Origin of the sequence: Streptomyces sp. NPDC050416, from assembly GCF_044458845.1 — a bacterium.
Taxonomy (GTDB): Bacteria; Actinomycetota; Actinomycetes; order Streptomycetales; family Streptomycetaceae; genus Streptomyces.
In genome coordinates this window covers 416,120-436,049 of sequence record NZ_JBITII010000007.1, presented here as the reverse complement: position 1 = coordinate 436,049, position 19,930 = coordinate 416,120, and the positions used below count along the sequence as shown (strand labels likewise).

Genomic DNA, 19,930 nt, shown 5'->3' with positions numbered 1-19,930 from the left:
TCCTCGGCCCCTGGCCCCCGGGGAGGCCGACGCGGGTGACGCCCCGGCGCTCACGGCCGGTGCGGAAGCCGGGGGCTCCGGCTCCGCCCGAGCCAACGATCACCAACGGGCCGGTCACTGGCCCGGTCACGCGGGGACCAGCGGTATTGACGTAATTTCACCCGACCGGGGACCGGTCGGCACGGGGGTCCGATCGCGTCGTCACACGACCCGGCGTGCAGGATGGGAAGCATGGACCTTCGCATCTTCACCGAGCCCCAGCAGGGGGCCACCTACGACACTTTGCTCACCGTGGCCAAGGCCACGGAAGAGCTCGGCTTCGACGCATTTTTCCGTTCCGACCACTACCTCCGCATGGGCTCCGTGGACGGCCTGCCCGGTCCCACCGACGCCTGGATCACGCTGGCCGGACTCGCCCGCGAGACCAAGCGCATCCGGCTCGGCACCCTGATGACCGCCGGCACGTTCCGCCTCCCCGGCGTGCTCGCCATCCAGGTCGCGCAGGTCGACCAGATGTCCGGCGGCCGGATCGAACTCGGCCTCGGCACGGGCTGGTTCGAGGAAGAGCACATGGCCTACGGCATTCCGTTCCCCAAGGAGAAGTTCGCCCGCCTCGAGGAACAGCTGGAGATCGTCACGGGCCTGTGGTCGACGGAGCTCGGCAAGACCTACGACTTCCACGGCACCTACTACGACCTCACGGACTCTCCCGCACTGCCCAAGCCCGCGCAGGAGAAGATCCCCGTGCTCGTCGGCGGCCACGGCCCGACCCGCACCCCGCGGCTGGCCGCCAAGTACGCCGACGAGTTCAACATGCCGTTCGCCTCCGTCGAGGACAGCGAGCGCCAGTTCGGCCGGGTGCGCGCCGCCGCCGAGGAGGCCGGCCGCAAGGGCGACGACCTGACCTACTCCAACGCCCTCGTCGTGTGCGTCGGCCGGGACGACCAGGAGGTCGCCCGCCGGGCTGCCGCGATCGGCCGCGAGGTCGACGAGCTGAAGCTCAACGGCCTGGCCGGCTCCCCGGCCGAGGTCGTCGACAAGATCGGCCGCTACGCCGAGGTCGGCGCGAGCCGCATCTACCTCCAGGTCCTCGACCTGGACGACCTCGACCACCTGGAGCTGATCTCGTCGCAGGTGCAGTCCCAGCTGTCGTAGAACCGTACGCAGGATGAGCGTCCGGCGGATCGACGCGGAGCGCGATCCGCCGGACAGCCGTCCGTCACGGCTTGCGGCCCACCCCCACATAGAGGGGGATCTCGTCGCCCCCGTCGCCGCCCCCGCGCGATTCGCCGAGCTCGGGATGCCACCGAGCAGCCGGCACCACCCCGGGCTCCACCAGCTCAAGGCCCGTGAAGAACGCCGAGAACTCGGCGTGCGAACGCACCTGCGCCGTCGTCCCGCCCTTGCGGTACACCTCGACGACGCGCTCCCAGGTCTCCGGGTCGAAGTCGCCCGTGGCGTGCGAGAGCGTCAAGCAGCTTCCGGACGGCAGGGGTTCGAGCAGCTCGCGGACGATCCGGCCGGGCTCGTCCTCGTCCCCCACCAGATGCAGCAGGGCCACGAGGGACAGCGCGATCGGCTGGGTGAAGTCCAGGGTCTCCCGCGCCGCCGCGATGATCTTTCCCGGTTCCCGTACGTCGCCGTGGACGTAGGCGGTCTTTCCCTCCGGCGTGCTGTGCAGCAGGGCCTGGGCGTGCCGGAGGACGATCGGATCGTTGTCCGCGTACACCACATGGGCCTGCGGAACGACCGCCTGGACGATCTGGTGGAGGTTCGGCTCGGTCGGAATGCCGGTGCCGATGTCGAGGAACTGCCGGACGCCTCGCCCGGCCAGCAGCCGGGAGGCCCGGTGCATGAACAGGCGGTTGGTCCGCGCCATTTCCCTGGTGGCGGGGAAGAGGGAGATCACCTGCTCGGCGGCTTCCGCGTCGACCGGGTAGTTGTCCTTCCCGCCGAGGTAGTAGTCGTACATGCGTGCCGAGTGGGGCTTGCCGGTGTCGATCTGTCCCCCGCCGGTCCCGGCGTCTGTCACGTGAGGCCTCCGCATCTCCGCGTGCGTGGGCGCTCTTCCCGAATCCCCCTCGAACGCCCGGTCGATCGCGAGGCTAGCGAAAATTCCCGGGTGCCGCCGGTGCCGGCTCTGTACGGTGGGGCGTATCCGCAGTTCAGACCACTGATCAAAGGTCGACCCACCGTGTTCCTGACCATCACGACCACCGGCACTCCGGAGCGTCCCGCCACCGATCTCGGCTTCCTGCTGCACAAGCATCCCGAGAAGGCGCAGGCGTTCTCCACGTCCTACGGCACGGCCCACGTCCTCTACCCCGAGGCGGACGACCAGCGCTGCACGGCGGCGCTGCTGCTGGAGGTCGACGCGGTGGCCCTGGTCCGGCGCGGCAAGGGCAAGGGCCGCGGCGGCGCCCCGGACGCGGCACTCGCGCAGTACGTCAACGACCGCCCGTACGCCGCCTCCTCCCTCCTCGCCGTGGCGCTGAGCGGCGTGTTCTCCAGCGCGATGAAGGGCGTCTGCAACGCGAGGCCCGAACTGCCAGGTCTACCACGGCCGTTGCGCATCGAGGTGCCGGCGCTGCCCGCCCGCGGCGGCCCTGCCCTCGTACGGCGGCTCTTCGAGCCGCTGGGCTGGACGGTCACGGCGGAGCCCGTGCCGCTGGACACCGAGTTCCCGCAGTGGGGCGACTCGCGCTACGTCCGGCTCGAACTGGAGTCCGCGGACCGCACCCTCGCCGAGGCCCTGCGCCACCTCTACGTCCTGCTCCCTGTCCTGGACGACGCCAAGCACTACTGGGTCGCCCCCGACGAGGTCGACAAGCTGCTGCGCGCCGGTGAGGGCTGGCTGCCCGGCCACCCGGAGCAGAAGCTGATCACCAGCCGCTACCTGTCGCGCCGCTGGTCGCTGACCCGGCAGGCGACGGAGCGGCTGGAGCTGGTGCGGCTGGCCGAGGCCGACGACAGCGAGGTCGAGGAGATCGACAACGCGGTCGGGGCGGAGACCGAGACCGAGGAGCGGCCGACCCCGCTGGCCGTGCAGCGCCGGGAGGCGATCACCGCCGCCCTCAAAGCGTCTGGGGCCGCCCGGGTGCTCGATCTGGGCTGCGGCCAGGGCCAGTTGGTGCAGGCACTGCTCAAGGACCCGGCGTTCACGGAGATCGTGGGCCTGGACGTGTCGATGCGCGCGCTCACCATCGCCTCCCGCAGGCTGAAGCTGGACCGCATGGGGGAGCGGCAGGCCGCGCGCGTCAAGCTCCTCCAGGGCTCGCTCGCCTACACCGACCGGCGGCTCAAGGGGTACGACGCCGCCGTGCTCAGCGAGGTGATCGAGCACCTCGACCTGCCCCGGCTGCCCGCCCTGGAGTACGCCGTGTTCGGCGCCGCACGGCCCAGGAAGGTCGTCGTGACGACCCCGAACGTCGAGTACAACGTGCGCTGGGAGAGCCTCCCGGCCGGCCACGTCCGGCACGGCGACCACCGCTTCGAGTGGACCCGCGCGGAGTTCCGGGCGTGGGCGGAGGCGGTGGCCGAACGGCACGGCTACGCGGCCGAGTTCATACCCGTCGGCCCGGACGACCCGGAGGTGGGACCGCCCACCCAGATGGCCGTGTTCACACTGACCACCCCGAAGGAGGCGAAGGCGGCATGACCGACGCACGCGAGGGGCGCGTCCTGCCCGTCACCGACCTCTCCCTGGTGGTCCTCGTCGGCGCCTCCGGGTCCGGCAAGTCCACGTTCGCCCGCAGGCACTTCAAGCCGACCGAGATCATCTCGTCCGACTTCTGCCGCGGTCTCGTCTCGGACGACGAGAACGACCAGAGCGCCACCAAGGACGCCTTCGACGTCCTGCACTACATCGCGGGCAAGCGCCTCGCGGCAGGCCGCCGCACGGTCGTGGACGCCACCAGCGTGCAGCCCGACGCCCGCCGCCAGCTGATCGACCTGGCCCGGCAGTACGACGTCCTGCCGATAGCCATCGTGCTCGACGTGCCCGAGAACGTGTGCGCCGAGCGCAACGCGGCCCGCACCGACCGCGCGGACATGCCCCGCCGGGTCATCCAGCGCCACATCCGCGAACTCCGCCGCTCCCTCAGGCACCTGGAGCGCGAGGGATTCCGCAAGGTGCACGTCCTGCGGGGCGTGGAGGACGTCGAGCAGGCCACCGTCGTCACCGAGAAGCGCTTCAACGACCTGACCCACCTCACCGGCCCCTTCGACATCATCGGCGACATCCACGGCTGCTCCGCCGAACTGGAGTCCCTGCTCGCCAAGCTGGGCTACACGGACGGCGTCCACCCCGAGGGCCGGACCGCCGTCTTCGTCGGCGACCTGGTCGACCGCGGCCCCGACAGCCCGGGCGTGCTGCGCCGCGTGATGACGATGGTGAAGTCGGGCAACGCCCTGTGCGTGCCCGGCAACCACGAGAACAAGTACGGCCGGTACCTGCGCGGCCGCAAGGTCCAGCACACCCACGGCCTCGCCGAGACCATCGAGCAGATGGCGGGCGAGAGCGAGGAGTTCGCCGCCGAGGTACGGCAGTTCATCGACGGCCTCGTCAGCCACTACGTCCTCGACGGCGGCCGGCTGGTCGTCTGCCACGCCGGGCTGCCCGAGAGGTACCACGGCCGCACCTCCGGCCGGGTCCGCAGCCACGCCCTCTACGGCGACACGACCGGGGAGACCGACGAGTTCGGCCTGCCGGTGCGCTACCCGTGGGCGGAGGAGTACCGCGGCCGGGCGGCCGTCGTCTACGGCCACACCCCGGTCCCGGAGGCCACCTGGCTCAACAACACCATCTGCCTGGACACCGGCGCCGTCTTCGGCGGCAAGCTCACCGCGCTGCGCTGGCCGGAGCGCGAGCTCGTCGACGTCCCCGCCGAGCGGGTCTGGTACGAGCCGGCCAGGCCGCTGCGCACCGAGGCCCCCGGCGGGCAGGACGGCCGCCCGCTGGACCTGGCGGATGTGCGGGGCCGCCGGGTCGTGGAGACCCGGCACCAGGGCCGGATCTCGATCCGCGAGGAGAACGCGGCGGCGGCCCTGGAGGTCATGAGCCGCTTCGCGGTGGACCCGCGGCTGCTGCCGTACCTGCCGCCGACGATGGCCCCGACGGCGACTTCGCACCTCGACGGCTACCTGGAGCACCCGGCCGAGGCCTTCGCGCAGTACGCGCAGGACGGTGTCGCCCGGGTCGTGTGCGAGGAGAAGCACATGGGCTCGCGTGCGGTGGCCCTGGTGTGCCGGGACGCGGAGACGGCCCGCAAGCGCTTCGGCGTGGACGGCCCCACGGGTTCCCTCTACACCCGCACCGGCCGCCCGTTCCTCGACGACGACACTCTCACGGAGGAGATCCTCGACCGACTGCGCACGACGATCGGCGAGGCCGGCCTCTGGGATCACCTGGAGACGGACTGGCTGCTGCTGGACGCCGAGCTGATGCCCTGGTCGCTGAAGGCGTCGGGTCTGCTGCGGTCGCAGTACGCCGCCGTGGGTGCCGCGTCCGGCGCGGTGCTCCCGGGCGCGCTGGCCGCGCTGGAGGGCGCGGCGGCACGGGGCGTCGACGTGACCGGACTGCTGTCCCGCACCCGCGAACGGTCCGCCGACGCCGCCGCGTTCACCGAGGCGTACCGCCGCTACTGCTGGACCACGGACGGCCTCGACGGCGTCCGCCTGGCACCGTTCCAGATCCTCGCGGTCCAGGGCCGCAGCCTCGCCGGACTGCCGCACGACGAGCAGCTCGCCCTGCTCGACCGCCTCGTCGAGCACGACGGCAGCGGCCTGCTCCAGACCACCCGGCGGCTCTACGTCGACACGGGCGACCCGGAGTCCGTCCGGGCCGGTGTCGACTGGTGGCTGGAGATGACCGGCCGCGGCGGCGAGGGCATGGTCGTAAAGCCGGTCGGCGCACTGGTCCGCGACGGCCAGGGCCGCCTGGTGCAGCCCGGCATCAAGTGCCGCGGCCGCGAGTACCTGCGGATCATCTACGGCCCGGAGTACACGCGCCCGGAGAACCTGGCCCGCCTGCGCTCCCGTTTCCTCAACCACAAGCGGTCCCTGGCGATCCGCGAGTACGCGCTCGGCCTGGAGGCCCTGGACCGGCTGGCCGAGGGCGAGCCGCTGTGGCGGGTGCACGAGGCGGTGTTCGGGGTGCTGGCACTGGAGTCGGAGCCGGTGGATCCGAGGCTGTGAACGAGTGGGCGACGGTTCCGCCGTCGCCCACCTGCGCTTTGCGACTCCCGACGCCAAGCAACCTGGTTAGTCAGGAACTGACGTCTACGTTCGCTGGCCAGCCAGGTGTACCGGCTCGTGGGGGAAGGCCGGTGGAGACAGCGGCGGATTTAGGCGGGTTCGGACGCACGCCGAGAGGCTCTCTGTTGCTCCGCCTGACAGAGGCGCTGTGCGAACTGAGCTGTGTGGAGGATCAGCCCGGGCGGGTGTTCTTCGCCGGGATCCTCTCCGAGCAGTTGAACCTGTGCTGCGCGCCGCCGGCCGGGGCAGGGCGGCGGCCAACGACCCGGTCCCTGCCACCGGCCTGTTCTCCGACGTCCTGCTGGGTCTGCTGGCCGACCGCGCGGCCGTTCTGCCCGCACCGCCCGATCCGGAGGAACTGTTTCGGCCGTTCGAGCGCGCATCGCGGCCCTCAGAGAAGAGGGCCGTACTCTGCAGCACCCCGAGATCCGGCTCCAGGCCCCGACCGCACCGAGACCCTGTCCCCAGCCGGTCCGTACACCGCGCCGCGCCCTCTCACGGCGATGCAGATACCGTCGGACGGCCCCCGCTTCCGCCCCGACCGCACCTCCTGGCCCGACGTCCGCACCCACGCCTTCGCCACCCGCCCCGGCGCCCCGCACACCCCCGACGAGCGCCTCGCCGCCGGGGACGCGACCGCCGCGCTCGCCCGGTACGCCGGGCAGCTCGCCGCCGACCCCGGCGAGCCGCACGCCCTGGCCGGCTGGATCGTCGCCCGGGCCGCGCTCGACCCCGGCCGGGAGACGCGGCGCATGCCGGCCCGGCCGGAGCTGCTCCAGCCGCTGCCCAGCGGCTGACCGGGGGACGAGCGGGGGCGTCCCGGCCCGGGCTGATTGTCGTCAGACAGACGATTGTCGTCAGGCAGACGCAAACAAGAGTTCGCCGAAACGCGCGAGCAGCGCGTCAACAGGCGCTGTGATGGTCAGGATGGAGGCATGGCTTACCACGTCCACTCCGAGGCCGGGCGGCTGCGCCGCGTCATCCTGCACCGGCCCGATCTCGAGCTCAAAAGGCTCACCCCCAGCAACAAGACCTCGCTGCTCTTCGACGACGTGCTGTGGGTGCGCAGGGCCCGCGCCGAGCACGACGGGTTCGCCGACGTGCTGCGCGACCGGGGCGTCACCGTCCACCTCTTCGGTGACCTGCTGGCCGAGGCCCTGCAGGTCCCGGCGGCCAGGGCCCTCGTCCTGGACCGGGTCTTCGACGAGAAGGAGTACGGCCCGCTGGCCACCGACCACCTCAGAGCCGCCTTCGAGAATCTGCCCGGGGCGGAGCTGGCCGAGCTCCTGGTCGGCGGCATGACCAAGCGCGAGTTCCTCGATGTGCACCCGGAGCCGACCTCCGTGCGCTTCCACGTCATGGAACTGGACGACTTCCTGCTGGACCCCCTGCCCAATCACCTCTTCACCCGCGACACCTCCGCGTGGATCTACGACGGCGTCTCCATCAACGCGATGCGCTGGCCCGCCCGGCAGCGCGAGACCGTGCACTTCGAGGCGATCTACCGGCACCACCCGCTGTTCCGCGACGAGACCTTCCACCTCTGGTCCGAGGGACAGGCCGACTACCCGTCCACCATCGAGGGCGGGGACGTCCTCGTCATCGGCAACGGGGCGGTGCTCATCGGCATGAGCGAGCGCACCACGCCCCAGGCCGTCGAGATGCTCGCGCACAAGCTGTTCGCCGCCGGTTCCGCCGAGACGATCGTGGCCCTCGACATGCCCAAGCGGCGTGCCTTCATGCACCTCGACACCGTGATGACGATGGTCGACGGCGACACCTTCACCCAGTACGCGGGGCTCGGCATGCTCCGCTCGTACACCATCGAACCGGGCGTCGGCGAGAAGGAACTCAAGGTCACCGACCATCCGCCGGAGCACATGCACCGCGCGATCGCCGCCGCGCTCGGCCTGAACGAGATCCGGGTGCTGACCGCCACCCAGGACGTGCACGCGGCCGAACGCGAGCAGTGGGACGACGGCTGCAACGTCCTGGCCGTTGAACCCGGCGTCGTGGTCGCCTACGAGCGGAACGCCACCACCAACACCCACCTGCGCAAACAGGGCATCGAAGTGATAGAGATCCCGGGCAGCGAGCTGGGGCGGGGCAGGGGCGGGCCGCGGTGCATGAGCTGCCCGGTCGAACGGGAGGCCGTATAGCGCCCACTGCCGTGCAGGCACCCGTCTGGCACCATCCTGCCGTATAGACATGCTGAGTCCCGTATAGTATTCCAGTAGTCCTGCCCGTCCCCGCCCCGCCGTATCCCTGGAGCTCCCCATGGCGACAGTCCCGACCGCCTTCGCCGGCCGTCACTTCCTCAAGGAGCTGGACTTCACCGAGGAGGAGTTCCGCTCTCTGGTCGAGCTGGCCGCCGAGCTGAAGGCCGCCAAGAAGGCCGGGACCGAGACGCAGTACCTGCGGGGCCGGAACATCGCGCTGATCTTCGAGAAGACCTCCACCCGCACCCGCTGCGCCTTCGAGGTGGCGGCCGCCGACCAGGGTGCCTCGACGACGTACCTCGACCCGTCCGGCTCGCAGATCGGTCACAAGGAGTCGGTGCGGGACACCGCGCGGGTGCTGGGCCGGATGTACGACGGGATCGAGTACCGGGGCGACAGCCAGCAGAAGGTGGAGGAGCTGGCGGCGCACGCCGGTGTGCCGGTCTACAACGGGCTCACCGACGACTGGCACCCCACCCAGATGCTCGCCGACGTGCTCACCATGACCGAGCACTGCGCCAAGCCGCTGACCGGGATCACTTTCGCCTACCTGGGCGACGCCCGCTTCAACATGGGCAACTCCTACCTGGTCACCGGCGCCCTGCTCGGCATGGACGTGCGTCTCGTCGCCCCGAAGGAGTACTGGCCGGCCGAGGAGGTCGTCGACCGGGCCCGGACGCTCGCCGAGACCAGCGGCGCCCGCATCGCCCTCACCGAGACCGTGGACGAGGGCGTCCGGGGCGCCGACTTCGTCGCCACCGACGTCTGGGTCTCCATGGGCGAGCCGAAGGAGGTCTGGGCCGAGCGCATCACCGCCCTCGCCCCGTACGCCGTGACCATGGACGTCCTGCGCGCCACCGGCAACCCGGACGTGAAGTTCCTGCACTGCCTGCCCGCCTTCCACGACCTCGGCACCAAGGTCGGCCAGGAGGTCCACGCGGCCCACGGCCTGGAGTACCTGGAGGTGTCGGACGAGGTCTTCGAGTCGGCGCACTCCGTGGTCTTCGACGAGGCGGAGAACCGGCTGCACACCATCAAGGCCGTGCTGGTCGCGACTCTCGGCTGAGGCGCGCCTCGCTCGTCACGCCGACGGGCGCCGCTGCGCCGGTATCACCGGCAGCCTGAACCACACCGCCTTGCCGGACTCGGTCGGCCGGTGCCCGCACGACGAACTCAGGGCGCGGATCAGCAGCAGGCCGCGCCCGTGCTCCTGCCAGGGATCGGGCATCCCGCCGGACGGGCACGTCAGATCGCCGGGCGGCTTCGGGTCGGTGTCGTGCACCTCCACCTGGCAGCCCGACGGCATCAGCTCCACCACCAGCTCTATCGGCGTCTCGCCGGAGGTGTGCTCCACGGCGTTCGCCACCAGCTCCGCCGTGAGCAACTCCGCGGTGTCGCAGTCGGCCGCGTGCTCCAGCTCGGCCAGCGCCGTACGGACCAGGGCACGGGCCACGGGCACCGCCGCTGCGGTGTGCGGCAGCGCGACGCGCCAGGAGGCGGGGGCTGAGGGGAGTTCGTACAAGGCGGGTCCGTTCATGGAGCAGGACATCCTGCTTTCAACCTTATGAATCGTACGGGGCCACTCTTCCGTGGCGTCCGAGGGGCACTGCCGGGGACCCCGCGGCCCCCTTGCCGCACGGCTTACCCAGGTGAACGGGGTGCCGCGCACAGCTCCTCCCGCCGTTACGCCGGTGTGGACGATCTGTGACGGATGTGACCGGCCTGGTTCACACCCGGCTCCCCGGGAAGTCCTACCCGGACGGCCTATCGCGCACTCATGACGACAGTCACGGATGAGTGATAACTTCATGGGGTAGAGCTCAGTGAGGCAGTGCCCGCCCGAGGAGGCCGCACGTCATGAGTCCCTTCACCGGCTCCGCCGCCCGCACCCCGAGCTGGGAGCACCTGCGCGTCGACCTCACCGACGGTGTCGCCACCGTCACCCTGGCCCGCCCCGAGAAGCTCAACGCGCTCACCTTCGGCGCCTACGCCGATCTGCGCGACCTGCTCGCGGAGCTGTCCCGGGAGCGGTCCGTACGGGCCCTGGTGCTGGCCGGCGAGGGCCGCGGCTTCTGCTCCGGCGGCGACGTCGACGAGATCATCGGCGCCACGCTGTCCATGGACACCGCCCAGCTCCTCGACTTCAACCGGATGACCGGCCACGTGGTCCGCGCCCTCCGGGAGTGCCCCTTCCCCGTGATCGCGGCGGTCCAGGGCGTGGCGGCCGGCGCCGGAGCGGTCCTCGCCCTGGCCGCGGACTTCCGCGTGGCCGACCCCACGGCCCGCTTCGCCTTCCTCTTCACCCGCGTCGGCCTCTCCGGCGGCGACATGGGCGCGGCCTACCTCCTGCCCAGGGTCGTGGGCCTCGGCCACGCCACCCGCCTCCTGATGCTGGGCGACCCGGTCCGCGCCCCCGAGGCCGAGCGCATCGGCCTGATCAGCGAACTGACGGAGGAGGGCCAGACCGACGAGGCAGCACACCAACTGGCCCACCGCCTGGCACAGGGCCCGGCCCTGGCGTACGCCCAGACGAAGGCGCTCCTCACGTCAGAACTGGACATGCCCCTGGCGGCATCAGTGGAACTCGACGCCTCCACTCAGGCCCTCCTGATGACAGGAGAGGACTACGCAGAGTTCCATGCGGCGTTCACAGAAAAGCGCCCCCCGAAATGGAGCGGACGGTGAGCGAGTCGCCTTCAGGGGCGCGGGGCTGTGTCGATATGCGGCTCCGCCGCGGGGCGCGACCAGCCACGAACGACCCGCACCCCAAGGCCAAGCCCGATCACCCCCTACGCGTGGCGATCATCGGCGGAGGCCCGGGCGGCCTCTATGCCGCCGCCCTCCTCAAACGCCTCGACCCCACCCGCGACATCACCGTCTGGGAACGCAACGCCCCCGACGACACCTTCGGCTTCGGAGTCGTCCTCTCCGACGAAACCCTCGGCGGCATAGAACACGCGGACCCCCACGTCTACGAGGCCCTCCAGAGACACTTCGTCCGCTGGGACGACATCGACATCGTCCACCGAGGGGTACGGCACACCTCGGGCGGCCACGGATTCGCCGCACTCGGCAGAAAACGCCTCCTCGACATCCTCCACACCCGCTGCCGCGACCTCGGCGTCGACCTCCGCTTCCACACCGAGGCCCCGCACGACCTCCCGCGGACCCACGACCTGGTGATCGCCGCGGACGGCATCCACAGCGCCACCCGCGAGGCCCACGCGGACGTCTTCCGCCCCCACGTCACCACCCACCGCTGCCGCTACATCTGGCTCGCCGCCGACTTCCCCTTCGACTCCTTCCGCTTCGAGATCGCCGAGACCGAACACGGCGTGATGCAGCTCCACGGCTACCCCTACGCCCGCCCGTCACCCGACCACCACCCCTCAACGAGGCCCTCCGGGCCACAGAATCAATTCGGCGCCTCCACCGTGATCATCGAGATGCGCGAAGAGGTCTGGCACGCGGCCGGCTTCGACGAGCTCGGCGAAGCGGAGTCGATCGAACGCTGCGCCAAGATCTTCGCGGAAGCACTCCGCGGCCGTCCCCTGACGTCGAACAACTCCACCTGGACGACCTTCCGCACGGTCGTCAACGACCGCTGGTCGCACGGCAACGTCGTCCTCCTCGGCGACGCCGCCCACACCGCCCACTTCTCCATCGGCTCCGGCACCAAGCTCGCCGTCGAGGACGCCCTGGCCCTCGCCGCCTGCCTGGAGGAACAGGACACCCTGGACGAGGCCCTGAGCGCGTACGAGGCGGAGCGGCGGCCCGTCGTCGCCTCCACGCAGCGCGCGGCCCGGGCCAGCCTGGAGTGGTTCGAGAACCTCGCCCTGTACCTGGACCAGCCGCCCCGCCAGTTCGCCTTCAACCTGCTCACCCGCAGCCGCCGCGTCACCCATGACAACCTGCGGCTGCGCGACGCCCGCTTCACGGAATCGGTGGAGCGGGAGTTCGGCTGCCCGCCCGGCACGCCCCCGATGTTCACGCCGTTCCGGCTGCGCGGCCTGACCCTGCGCAACCGGGTCGTCGTCTCGCCCATGGACATGTACTCGGCCACCGACGGCGTCCCCGGCGACTTCCACCTCGTCCATCTGGGCGCGCGGGCGATGGGCGGAGCCGGGCTGGTGATGACCGAGATGGTGTGCGTCAGCGAGGAGGGCAGGATCACGCCCGGCTGCGCCGGCCTCTACACCGGCCGGCAGGCCGAGGCCTGGAAGCGGATCACGAACTTCGTGCACGAGCGGGCGCCCGGCACGGCGATCGGCGTGCAGCTCGGCCACAGCGGCCGCAAGGGCTCCACGAAGGTGATGTGGGAGGGCATGGACGAGCCACTGGAAGAGGGCAACTGGCCGCTCGTGGCCGCGTCCGCGCTCCCGTACAAGCCGTTCAGCCAGACTCCGCGGGAGCTGTCCCGCGCCCAGCTCACCGACATCCGCGAGCAGTTCGCGGCCGCCGCCTGCCGCGCCGCCCGGGCCGGATTCGACCTGCTCGAACTGCACTGCGCCCACGGTTATCTGCTCTCGGGCTTCCTCTCCCCGCTGACCAACCGCCGTACCGACGCCTACGGCGGCTCGCTGGACAAGCGGCTCCGCTTCCCGCTGGAGGTGTTCGACGCCGTACGGAACGTCTGGCCGGGGGAGCGGCCCATGACCGTCCGGATCTCGGCCACCGACTGGGCCGAGGGCGGGATCACGGCCGAGGACGCAGTCGAGATCGCCCGGGCCTTCGCCGCGCACGGCGCCGACGGGATCGACGTGTCGACCGGGCAGGTCGTGGCGGACGAGCGGCCCGAGTTCGGGCGGTCGTACCAGGCGCCGTTCGCGGACCGGATCCGCAACGCCACCGGCATCCCGGTGATCGCGGTCGGTGCGATCTCCTCCTGGGACGACGTCAACTCCCTGATCCTGGCGGGCCGTACGGACCTGTGCGCCCTGGCCCGCCCGCACCTCTACGACCCGCACTGGACGCTGCACGCGGCGGCCGAACAGGGCTACACGGGCTCCGGCGCCGACTGGCCGGCCCCGTACCGCGCGGGCAGCCGCCGCCCTCAGACGGGCCGCACGGACGCGCCCAAGCCGCGCCTCACTCTGGGGCGCTGAGCAGCCCCACGAACTCGGCGCCCGCGTCCCGCAGCCGCTCGTGCAGGCCCTGGAACACCGCCGCCGAGCGGGTGCCCGGCCAGTCCTCCGGGAGCAGTTCGGACGGCAGGCCGGGGTCGGTGTAGGGCAGGTGGCGCCAGGAGTCCAGGGCGAGGAGGTAGTCGCGGTAGGCCGCCTCCGGCGGGGTGTCCTCGCGCTTCTCCCAGTCGTGCAGCACGCGCGCGTGGCGGTCGAGGAACGCCTCGTGCTCCTTGGCGATGGCGGCCAGGTCCCACCAGCGGGCGACGGCCTGAGCGGTCGGGGCGAAGCCGAGGTGGTCACCGCGGAAGAAGTCGACGTACGCGTCCAGCCGCAGCCGCTGGAGCGTGTGCCGGGTCTCCTCGTACAGCCGCGCGGGCGCGATCCACACGCCCGGCGCGGCCGTGCCGAAACCGAGGCCGGCCAGCCGGGAGCGCAGCACGTGCCGCTTCTGCCGCTCCGACTCCGGCACGGAGAACACGGCGAGCACCCAGCCCTCGTCCTCGGGCGGCGCCGTGGCGTAGATGCGCCGGTCGCCGTCGTCGAGCAACTGCCTGGCGTCCGGAGACAGTTCGTACCCGGCCGCGCCCTGGGCGGTGCGGGCGGGCACGAGCAGTCCGCGTCTCTTCAGCCGCGACACCGAGGAGCGTACGGACGGGGCGTCGACCCCGACCGCGGCGAGCAGCCGGATCAGTTCGGCGACGGGCACGGGACCCGTCGCGAAGCGGCCGTACGCGCCGTAGAGCGTGACGATGAGAGACCGTGGTGCATGCTGGTCGGACACGTTGATCATCTTAGGTCGTACGGGTCACTCCCGGTCGTCTTCGGTGCCGCCGTCCGGGAGGAGCTCTCCCGTGCGCAGCCTGAACCGCTGCAGCTTGCCGGTGGCCGTGCGCGGCAGCGCGTCCAGGAAGACGATCTCGCGCGGGCACTTGTACGGCGCCAGCTCGCTCCTCACGAAGGCGCGCAGCGCCCCGGCGTCCCGTTCCGCGCCCTCCTTGAGGACGGCGAAGGCCACCACGACCTGCCCGCGGGCCTCGTCGGGCCGTCCCACGACCGCCGCCTCCACCACGTCCGGGTGCCGCAGCAGCGCCTCCTCGACCTCCGGCCCGGCGATGTTGTACCCGGCCGAGATGATCATGTCGTCGGCGCGGGCGACATACCGGAAGTAGCCGTCGGGTTCGCGGACGTAGGTGTCGCCGGTGACGTTCCAGCCGCCGCGTACGTACTCCCGCTGCCGCGCGTCGGCGAGGTAGCGGCAGCCGACCGGTCCGCGCACCGCGAGCAGCCCCGGCTCCCCGTCGGGCACCGGCTCGCCGTGCTCGTCCTGCACGCGCGCCTGCCAGCCCGGCACGGGCACGCCCGTCGTGCCGGGCCGGATCCGTTCGTCGGCGGCGGAGATGAAGATGTGCAGCAGTTCGGTGGCGCCGATGCCGTTGATCAGACGCAGGCCGGTGCGCTCGTGCCAGGCCTCCCAGGTGGCCGTCGGCAGGTTCTCGCCCGCCGAGACGCAGCGGCGCAGGGACGAGACGTCGTGTCCGTCGAGCTCGTCGAGCATCGCGCGGTACGCCGTGGGGGCCGTGAACAGCACGGACACCCGGTGCCGGGCGATCGCCGGCAGTAACTGCTTCGGACCGGCCTGTTCGAGCAGCAGGGCACTCGCCCCGGCCCGCAGCGGGAAGACCACCAGCCCGCCGAGGCCGAAGGTGAAGCCGAGCGGGGGGCTGCCCGTGAACACGTCGTCGGCGCGCGGCCGCAGCACGTGCCGGGAGAAGGTGTCGGCGATGGCCAGGACGTCCCGGTGGAGGTGCATGCAGCCCTTGGGGCGGCCGGTGGTGCCGGAGGTGAAGGCGATCAGCGCGATGTCGTCGGCCGCCGTGTCGACGGCCTCGTACGGTGTGCCGGGCGCCGGGCGGTTGAGGAGGTCGTCCGGGGCGTCACCGCCGTAGACCGTGATCCGCAGGTCCGGGATCTCGGCCTTGGCGAGGTCGTCGACGGCCCGGATGTCGCACAGCGCGTGCCGGACCCGGGCGATCTCGCACATCGTGCTCAGCTCGTGCGGGCGCTGCTGGGCGAGCACGGTGACCGCGACGGCCCCCGCCTTCAGCACGGCCAGCCAGCAGGCCGCGAGCCACGGTGTGGTGGGGCCGCGCAGCAGGACGCGGTTGCCGGGGACGACGCCGAGTTCGCCGGTGAGCAGGTGGGCGATGCGGTCGACGCGGGCGCGCAGATCGGCGTACGTCCACGCCTCTGCGGCCGGGGTGAGGAACGCCGGGCGGTCGCCGGGCGGGCCGCTGAGCAGTTCGGCGGCGCAGTTGAGCCGTTCGGGGTAGCGCAGCTCCGGCAGGTCGAAGCGGAGCTCGGGCCATTGGTCCGGGGGTGGCAGATGGTCACGGGCGAAGGTGTCGACGTGGGCCGTACCCCGTGGATTCATACGATTCGCCCCCTTGGCGTGGTGGGCTCGCTCCAGGAGCGTATCGTGTTGGTGACGACAGTCAACGGTCCGCGATAGCCTCGGAGTGGCCCGGCCGGGAGGCAGGGGTGGCGGAGAAGGGACCGGCGATGACCGCATTCTCGCTCGAACCGGCACAACGCGCCTGGTGCGCCGAGCTGCGCGCCCTCGCCGCGGAGCGGCTGCGCCCGCTGGCCGAGAAAGGCGAACCGGGCCGGGTGAACCGGGCCCTGCTCGCCGAGCTCGGCGGCCTCGGACTGCTCGGCCGCCTCTTCACCTCCGGCGCGCTCGACCTGTGCCTGATGCGCGAGTCCCTCGCCTACACCTGCACGGAAGCCGAAACGGCCCTGGCCCTCCAGGGCCTGGGCGCCCACCCGGTCCACGCCCACGGCACGCAGGCCCAACGCGCCCGCTGGCTCCCTCGCGTGGCCGACGGCAGCGCGGTGGCGGCGTTCGCGCTGAGCGAGCCGGGGGCGGGGTCGGACGCGGCGGCGCTGGACTTGCGCGCGGAGCGGGACGGCTCACCGGGGGTGCCATCCGGCGGTGGTTCGTCGGGGGTGGCATCCGGCGGTGGCTCACCGGGAGCGGCGGCCGGTGTCGGCTCACTGGGTCCTCTGGCCGACGACGGTGGCGCCGGCGCGGTGGCCGACGGTGGTTTCGCGGGCGGGGCGGCATCCGGAGCTGCGGTGGCATCCGGCGGCGGTGTCGGGGCAGTCGCCGACGGCGGTTTCATGGGCGGGGCGGCTCCTGCCGGGGACGCTGATGCGGCGGCCGACGGTGGTTCGCGGGGTCGGGCCGGGTCCGACGGTGAGCGACTGCGGGCGGGGTCCGACAGCGGTCGGGGGCAAGCCGGGTCCGGTGGCGCTCAAGACTCCCGGACCGTTGGCGGTGGCTCACCGGGCCCGGCGGCGCCCGACGGCAGTGCCCGGGGGGCTCGGGCCGCTGCCGGTGGCTCTCCGGGACCCGGGCGCTCGGTCCACGACGCACCGGCTCCGGCCGAACTCGCCGCCGACGCCGACGGCTCCGCCCGCTGGCGTCTCACGGGTGCGAAGTGCTGGATCTCCAACGCGCCCGAGGCCGACTTCTACACCGTCTTCGCACGGACCACCCCGGGGGCGGGGGCGCGGGGCGTCACGGCGTTTCTCGTGCCGGCCGACCGGCCGGGGCTGACCGGGGCGGGGCTCGACATGCTCTCCCCGCATCCCATCGGCGCGCTCGACTTCGACGCCGTGCCGGTGACGGCCGACGACGTGCTCGGTGAGGTCGACCGGGGGTTCCGGGTCGCCATGGGGACGCTCAACCTGTTCCGCCCCAGCGTCGGCGCCTTCGCGGTCGGCATGGCCCGCGCGGCGCTCGACGCGACCGTCGCACACACCGCCGGGCGGGACGCCTTCGGCGGCAAGCTGCGGGACCTGCAGGCCGTCTCCCACCAGGTCGCCGAGATGGCCCTGCGCACGGAGGCGGCCCGGCTGATGGTCTACGCGGCGGCGACGGCGTACGACGAGGGCGCCCCGGACGTGCCCCGGCTGGCCGCCATGGCGAAACTGCTCGCCACCGAGACCGCGCAGTACGTCGTCGACACGGCCGTCCAGCTGCACGGCGCCCGCGCGCTGCAACGCGGTCACCTCCTCGAACACCTCTACCGGGAGGTGCGCGCCCCCCGCATCTACGAGGGGGCCAGCGAGGTCCAGCGCGGCATCATCGCCAAGGAGCTGTACGCGGCCCACCAGGAGGCATAGTGACCGCCGAACGCGTCAACCCGCCCGGCCTCGCCCCGCCGGCGGGCTTCTCGCACGCCGTCGTGGCCTCCGGGGCCCGGGTGGTGTTCCTGGCGGGTCAGACCGCTCTCGACGGCGACGGCAAGGTGACCGGCGCGACCCTGCCGGAACAGTTCGAGAAGGCCCTCACCAACCTGCTGACCGCCCTCGCGGCGGCCGGCGGCACGCCCTCCGACCTGGCCCGCGTCACCGTCTACGCCACGGACGTCGCCGCGTACCGCTTCCACGCCCGCGAACTGGGCCGTCTCTGGCGGGAACTGGCGGGCCGCGACTACCCGGCCATGGCGGTCGTCGAGGTCGTCCGGTTGTGGGACGAGGAGGCGTTGGTGGAACTGGACGGCTTCGCGGTGCTGCCGTAAGGACGCGGCGGACTCGCCACCGAAGCTCCTGCTCACCGGCACCTACCGCTGCCGGAACTCCAGCGGTCCGGTCTTCGTCAGCTCGCTACTCCTGCGCGTGCCGGATGGCGTCCAGCACGATGTGCGCCACATGGTCGTCGGTGAGGGTGTACCGCGTCTCGCGGGCCTGACGCCGGGCGCTGACGATCCGGGACGTGCGCAGCACCCGCAGATGCTGGGAGACCAGCGGCTGGCTCACGCCCAGCGCGGTCACCAGCTCATGGACGTACTTGCCGCCGCCGGACAGTTCGCGCACGATCCCCAGCCGTACGGGCGAGGCCAGCGCGCGCAGCAGCTCGCTCGCCACCTGCAGGGTCTGGTCCGGCTCGTCCGTCGGAGGAGGGGGCGTCGTTGTCATATGCACACATTAGCATATGACAACGATTTCCAGTATGCCGGGCAGGTGCCTCAGTGGTCGTCCCAGTGTCCCTCGTGGGCGGCGTGCCGGTGACCGTCGTGCACGTAGTCGGTGTGGTCGTCGTGCCGCACGGCCATGTGGCCGCAGTTGTCACCGTGCTGGTGGTCGTGGTTCTGGTGCACCGCGTGGCCGCCGTTCAGGCACTCGTCGACATGGCCCTCGTGCATCCGGTGGATGTGGCCGTCGTGGGCGTAGTCCGTGTGGTCGCCGTGCGGGAAGGCGACGTGACCGCAGTCGTCACCGTGGGCGTGCGCGTGGTTGTCGTGGGTGAGGTGTTCGGCGGTGGTCATGGGGGGTGGCTCCTCGCGTGTGCTCGTGCTGCCCATGGCGCTCCGGCCGGGGCTGTCATGGCGACATTAACATATAGCGATTCCTGCATGTATTGTCCGGGCGGCCGGCGCCGCCCGCGAGCCGAGGGTGGCGCAGTGGTGACGCCCGGGTCAGCGAACCGCGACGATCACGCAGCTGTCGCCGTACTGCCAGACCGGGCCCGCCGTGTTGAACCCCGCCTCCCGCAACAGCTCCAGATGGGCGGAGAGGGGCAGTTCGGCAGGGCGGCCGGTGCCCGCGGGCGCCTCGCGGCGGCGGCGCTCGGCGAGCAGGTCCGTCAGCTCGGGGTCGTCGGCGACGGCGGCCCACCAGGAGCCCCAGTCCTCGTGCGCGAACACCCGCTGCCGGTCCGCCCGGCACCGCCCGACATGGGCGGCGATCCCGGCCGGGCCCGTGTCGTCCTGGGGGAGATGGTCGCCGTTGACCAGAACACCGCCGGGCCGCAGCAGCGCGGCGAGCTGCCGGTAGACGCGCAGCAGGGTGTCACGGTCGAGGTAGTGCAGGGCCGTCGTGGAGACGGCCGCGTCCAGGGGCCGGTCCAGGTCCAGGGCCCAGGTCCAGCCGGGTGCGCCGATCTCGGCGTCGACGTAGCGGGCCGCGTCCGGGTGGTGGGTCCGGCCCAGCTCCAGCAGTACGGGATCCCGGTCCACGGCGACGATCTCCGCGTCCGGCAGCCGCCGGACCAGCCGGGCAGCCAGGGAGCCGGGCCCGCAGCCCAGGTCGACGACGAGGGGCCGGGAGTCCTGCCCGGAGGTCACGTGCTCGACGACATCGGCGATCACCGTGAACCGCTCCTCGCGGTCGACCGCGTACCGCCGCTGCTGGAGCTCCCAGCGCTCCACCCATCGCTCCGCCGTCGCCAGACTCAGCCCCATCCGGTCGCGCCACCTTGCCGTCTCGCACCTGATCCTTGCCGGTCCGAGCCTACAGGTGGAAACGGTTCCCATTACGCCTAGT

General features: G+C 72.0%; 17 protein-coding genes and 1 pseudogene. 11 read left to right on the top strand and 7 right to left on the bottom strand.

All coding sequences use genetic code 11. From position 1 onward, the window contains the following. Positions 1-231 precede the first annotated feature (231 nt). Complete coding sequence (locus tag ACIBL4_RS24095; protein ID WP_399413301.1) at positions 232-1,155, top strand: LLM class F420-dependent oxidoreductase; 924 nt, start codon at positions 232-234, stop codon at positions 1,153-1,155. A 64-nt stretch (positions 1,156-1,219) separates the two neighbouring features. Here the strand turns inward: ACIBL4_RS24095 and ACIBL4_RS24090 are convergent, their stop codons facing one another. Further along, positions 1,220-2,047 (bottom strand): SAM-dependent methyltransferase, encoded by an 828-nt coding sequence (locus tag ACIBL4_RS24090; RefSeq protein ID WP_399413299.1) that lies wholly within the window; start codon positions 2,045-2,047, stop codon positions 1,220-1,222. Positions 2,048-2,194: 147 nt separating this feature from the next. On the opposite strand from ACIBL4_RS24090, the gene ACIBL4_RS24085 reads away from it, so the two are divergent. From ACIBL4_RS24085 to argF, 5 genes are all read left to right on the top strand, one after another. Next, positions 2,195-3,658 (top strand): 3' terminal RNA ribose 2'-O-methyltransferase Hen1, encoded by a 1,464-nt coding sequence (locus ACIBL4_RS24085; protein ID WP_399413297.1) that lies wholly within the window; start codon positions 2,195-2,197, stop codon positions 3,656-3,658. Beyond that, a complete protein-coding gene (locus tag ACIBL4_RS24080; RefSeq protein WP_399413295.1) occupies positions 3,655-6,195 on the top strand; it encodes a polynucleotide kinase-phosphatase in 2,541 nt (846 codons plus the stop codon). Before ACIBL4_RS24085 ends, ACIBL4_RS24080 begins: the two co-directional genes overlap by 4 nt. A 563-nt stretch (positions 6,196-6,758) precedes the next feature. After that, a complete protein-coding gene (locus tag ACIBL4_RS24075; RefSeq protein WP_399413293.1) occupies positions 6,759-7,052 on the top strand; it encodes a hypothetical protein in 294 nt (97 codons plus the stop codon). 138 nt (positions 7,053-7,190) lie between these two features. Further along, positions 7,191-8,414, top strand: a complete 1,224-nt coding sequence (locus ACIBL4_RS24070; protein ID WP_307178057.1) for an arginine deiminase — start codon at positions 7,191-7,193, stop codon at positions 8,412-8,414. A 118-nt stretch (positions 8,415-8,532) separates the two neighbouring features. Continuing rightward, the gene (gene argF / locus ACIBL4_RS24065) at positions 8,533-9,540 is read left to right on the top strand and encodes an ornithine carbamoyltransferase (protein ID WP_399413291.1); all 1,008 of its coding nucleotides are present in this window, start codon (positions 8,533-8,535) and stop codon (positions 9,538-9,540) included. Positions 9,541-9,555: 15 nt separating this feature from the next. On the opposite strand, the gene ACIBL4_RS24060 is transcribed toward argF, so the two are convergent. Continuing rightward, complete coding sequence (locus tag ACIBL4_RS24060) at positions 9,556-10,023, bottom strand: ATP-binding protein (RefSeq protein WP_399413289.1); 468 nt, start codon at positions 10,021-10,023, stop codon at positions 9,556-9,558. Positions 10,024-10,331: 308 nt separating this feature from the next. Between ACIBL4_RS24060 and ACIBL4_RS24055 the strand changes: the two genes are divergently transcribed. Together ACIBL4_RS24055 and ACIBL4_RS24050 are read left to right on the top strand one after the other, a co-directional pair. Then, a complete protein-coding gene (locus ACIBL4_RS24055) occupies positions 10,332-11,159 on the top strand; it encodes an enoyl-CoA hydratase family protein (protein ID WP_399413287.1) in 828 nt (275 codons plus the stop codon). Continuing rightward, entirely contained in the window at positions 11,144-13,579 is a 2,436-nt protein-coding gene (locus ACIBL4_RS24050) for a bifunctional salicylyl-CoA 5-hydroxylase/oxidoreductase (RefSeq protein WP_399413285.1), read from the top strand. Before ACIBL4_RS24055 ends, ACIBL4_RS24050 begins: the two co-directional genes overlap by 16 nt. Here ACIBL4_RS24050 and ACIBL4_RS24045 read toward each other — a convergent pair. Both ACIBL4_RS24045 and ACIBL4_RS24040 read right to left on the bottom strand, forming a co-directional pair. Further along, positions 13,563-14,390 (bottom strand): PaaX family transcriptional regulator C-terminal domain-containing protein, encoded by an 828-nt coding sequence (locus ACIBL4_RS24045; RefSeq protein ID WP_399413283.1) that lies wholly within the window; start codon positions 14,388-14,390, stop codon positions 13,563-13,565. The two genes, ACIBL4_RS24050 and ACIBL4_RS24045, sit on opposite strands and share 17 nt — an antisense overlap. A 15-nt stretch (positions 14,391-14,405) precedes the next feature. Continuing rightward, positions 14,406-16,031, bottom strand: coding sequence for an AMP-binding protein (locus tag ACIBL4_RS24040; RefSeq protein WP_399413281.1), 1,626 nt, complete (start codon positions 16,029-16,031; stop codon positions 14,406-14,408). Positions 16,032-16,159: 128 nt separating this feature from the next. Between ACIBL4_RS24040 and ACIBL4_RS24035 the strand changes: the two are divergent. The 3 genes and pseudogenes from ACIBL4_RS24035 to ACIBL4_RS24025 form a co-directional block, all read left to right on the top strand. Beyond that, positions 16,160-16,426, top strand: a pseudogene (locus tag ACIBL4_RS24035) (acyl-CoA dehydrogenase family protein); the annotation flags it as partial. Positions 16,427-16,606: 180 nt separating this feature from the next. Beyond that, the gene (locus ACIBL4_RS24030) at positions 16,607-17,788 is read left to right on the top strand and encodes an acyl-CoA dehydrogenase family protein (protein WP_399413515.1); all 1,182 of its coding nucleotides are present in this window, start codon (positions 16,607-16,609) and stop codon (positions 17,786-17,788) included. Continuing rightward, positions 17,788-18,186 carry a RidA family protein gene (locus ACIBL4_RS24025; RefSeq protein WP_399413279.1) on the top strand — a complete coding sequence of 133 codons (399 nt, stop codon included), beginning with the start codon at positions 17,788-17,790 and terminating at the stop codon, positions 18,184-18,186. Before ACIBL4_RS24030 ends, ACIBL4_RS24025 begins: the two co-directional genes overlap by 1 nt. 85 nt (positions 18,187-18,271) lie before the next feature. On the opposite strand, the gene ACIBL4_RS24020 is transcribed toward ACIBL4_RS24025, so the two are convergent. The 3 genes from ACIBL4_RS24020 to ACIBL4_RS24010 form a co-directional block, all read right to left on the bottom strand. After that, positions 18,272-18,583, bottom strand: coding sequence for an ArsR/SmtB family transcription factor (locus ACIBL4_RS24020; protein WP_399413277.1), 312 nt, complete (start codon positions 18,581-18,583; stop codon positions 18,272-18,274). 50 nt (positions 18,584-18,633) lie between these two features. Beyond that, positions 18,634-18,933, bottom strand: coding sequence for a hypothetical protein (locus ACIBL4_RS24015; RefSeq protein ID WP_399413274.1), 300 nt, complete (start codon positions 18,931-18,933; stop codon positions 18,634-18,636). A 150-nt stretch (positions 18,934-19,083) separates the two neighbouring features. Next, on the bottom strand, positions 19,084-19,848 hold the full coding sequence (locus ACIBL4_RS24010) for a class I SAM-dependent methyltransferase (RefSeq protein ID WP_399413272.1): 765 nt from the start codon (positions 19,846-19,848) through the stop codon (positions 19,084-19,086). Between the last annotated feature and the right edge of the window lie 82 nt (positions 19,849-19,930).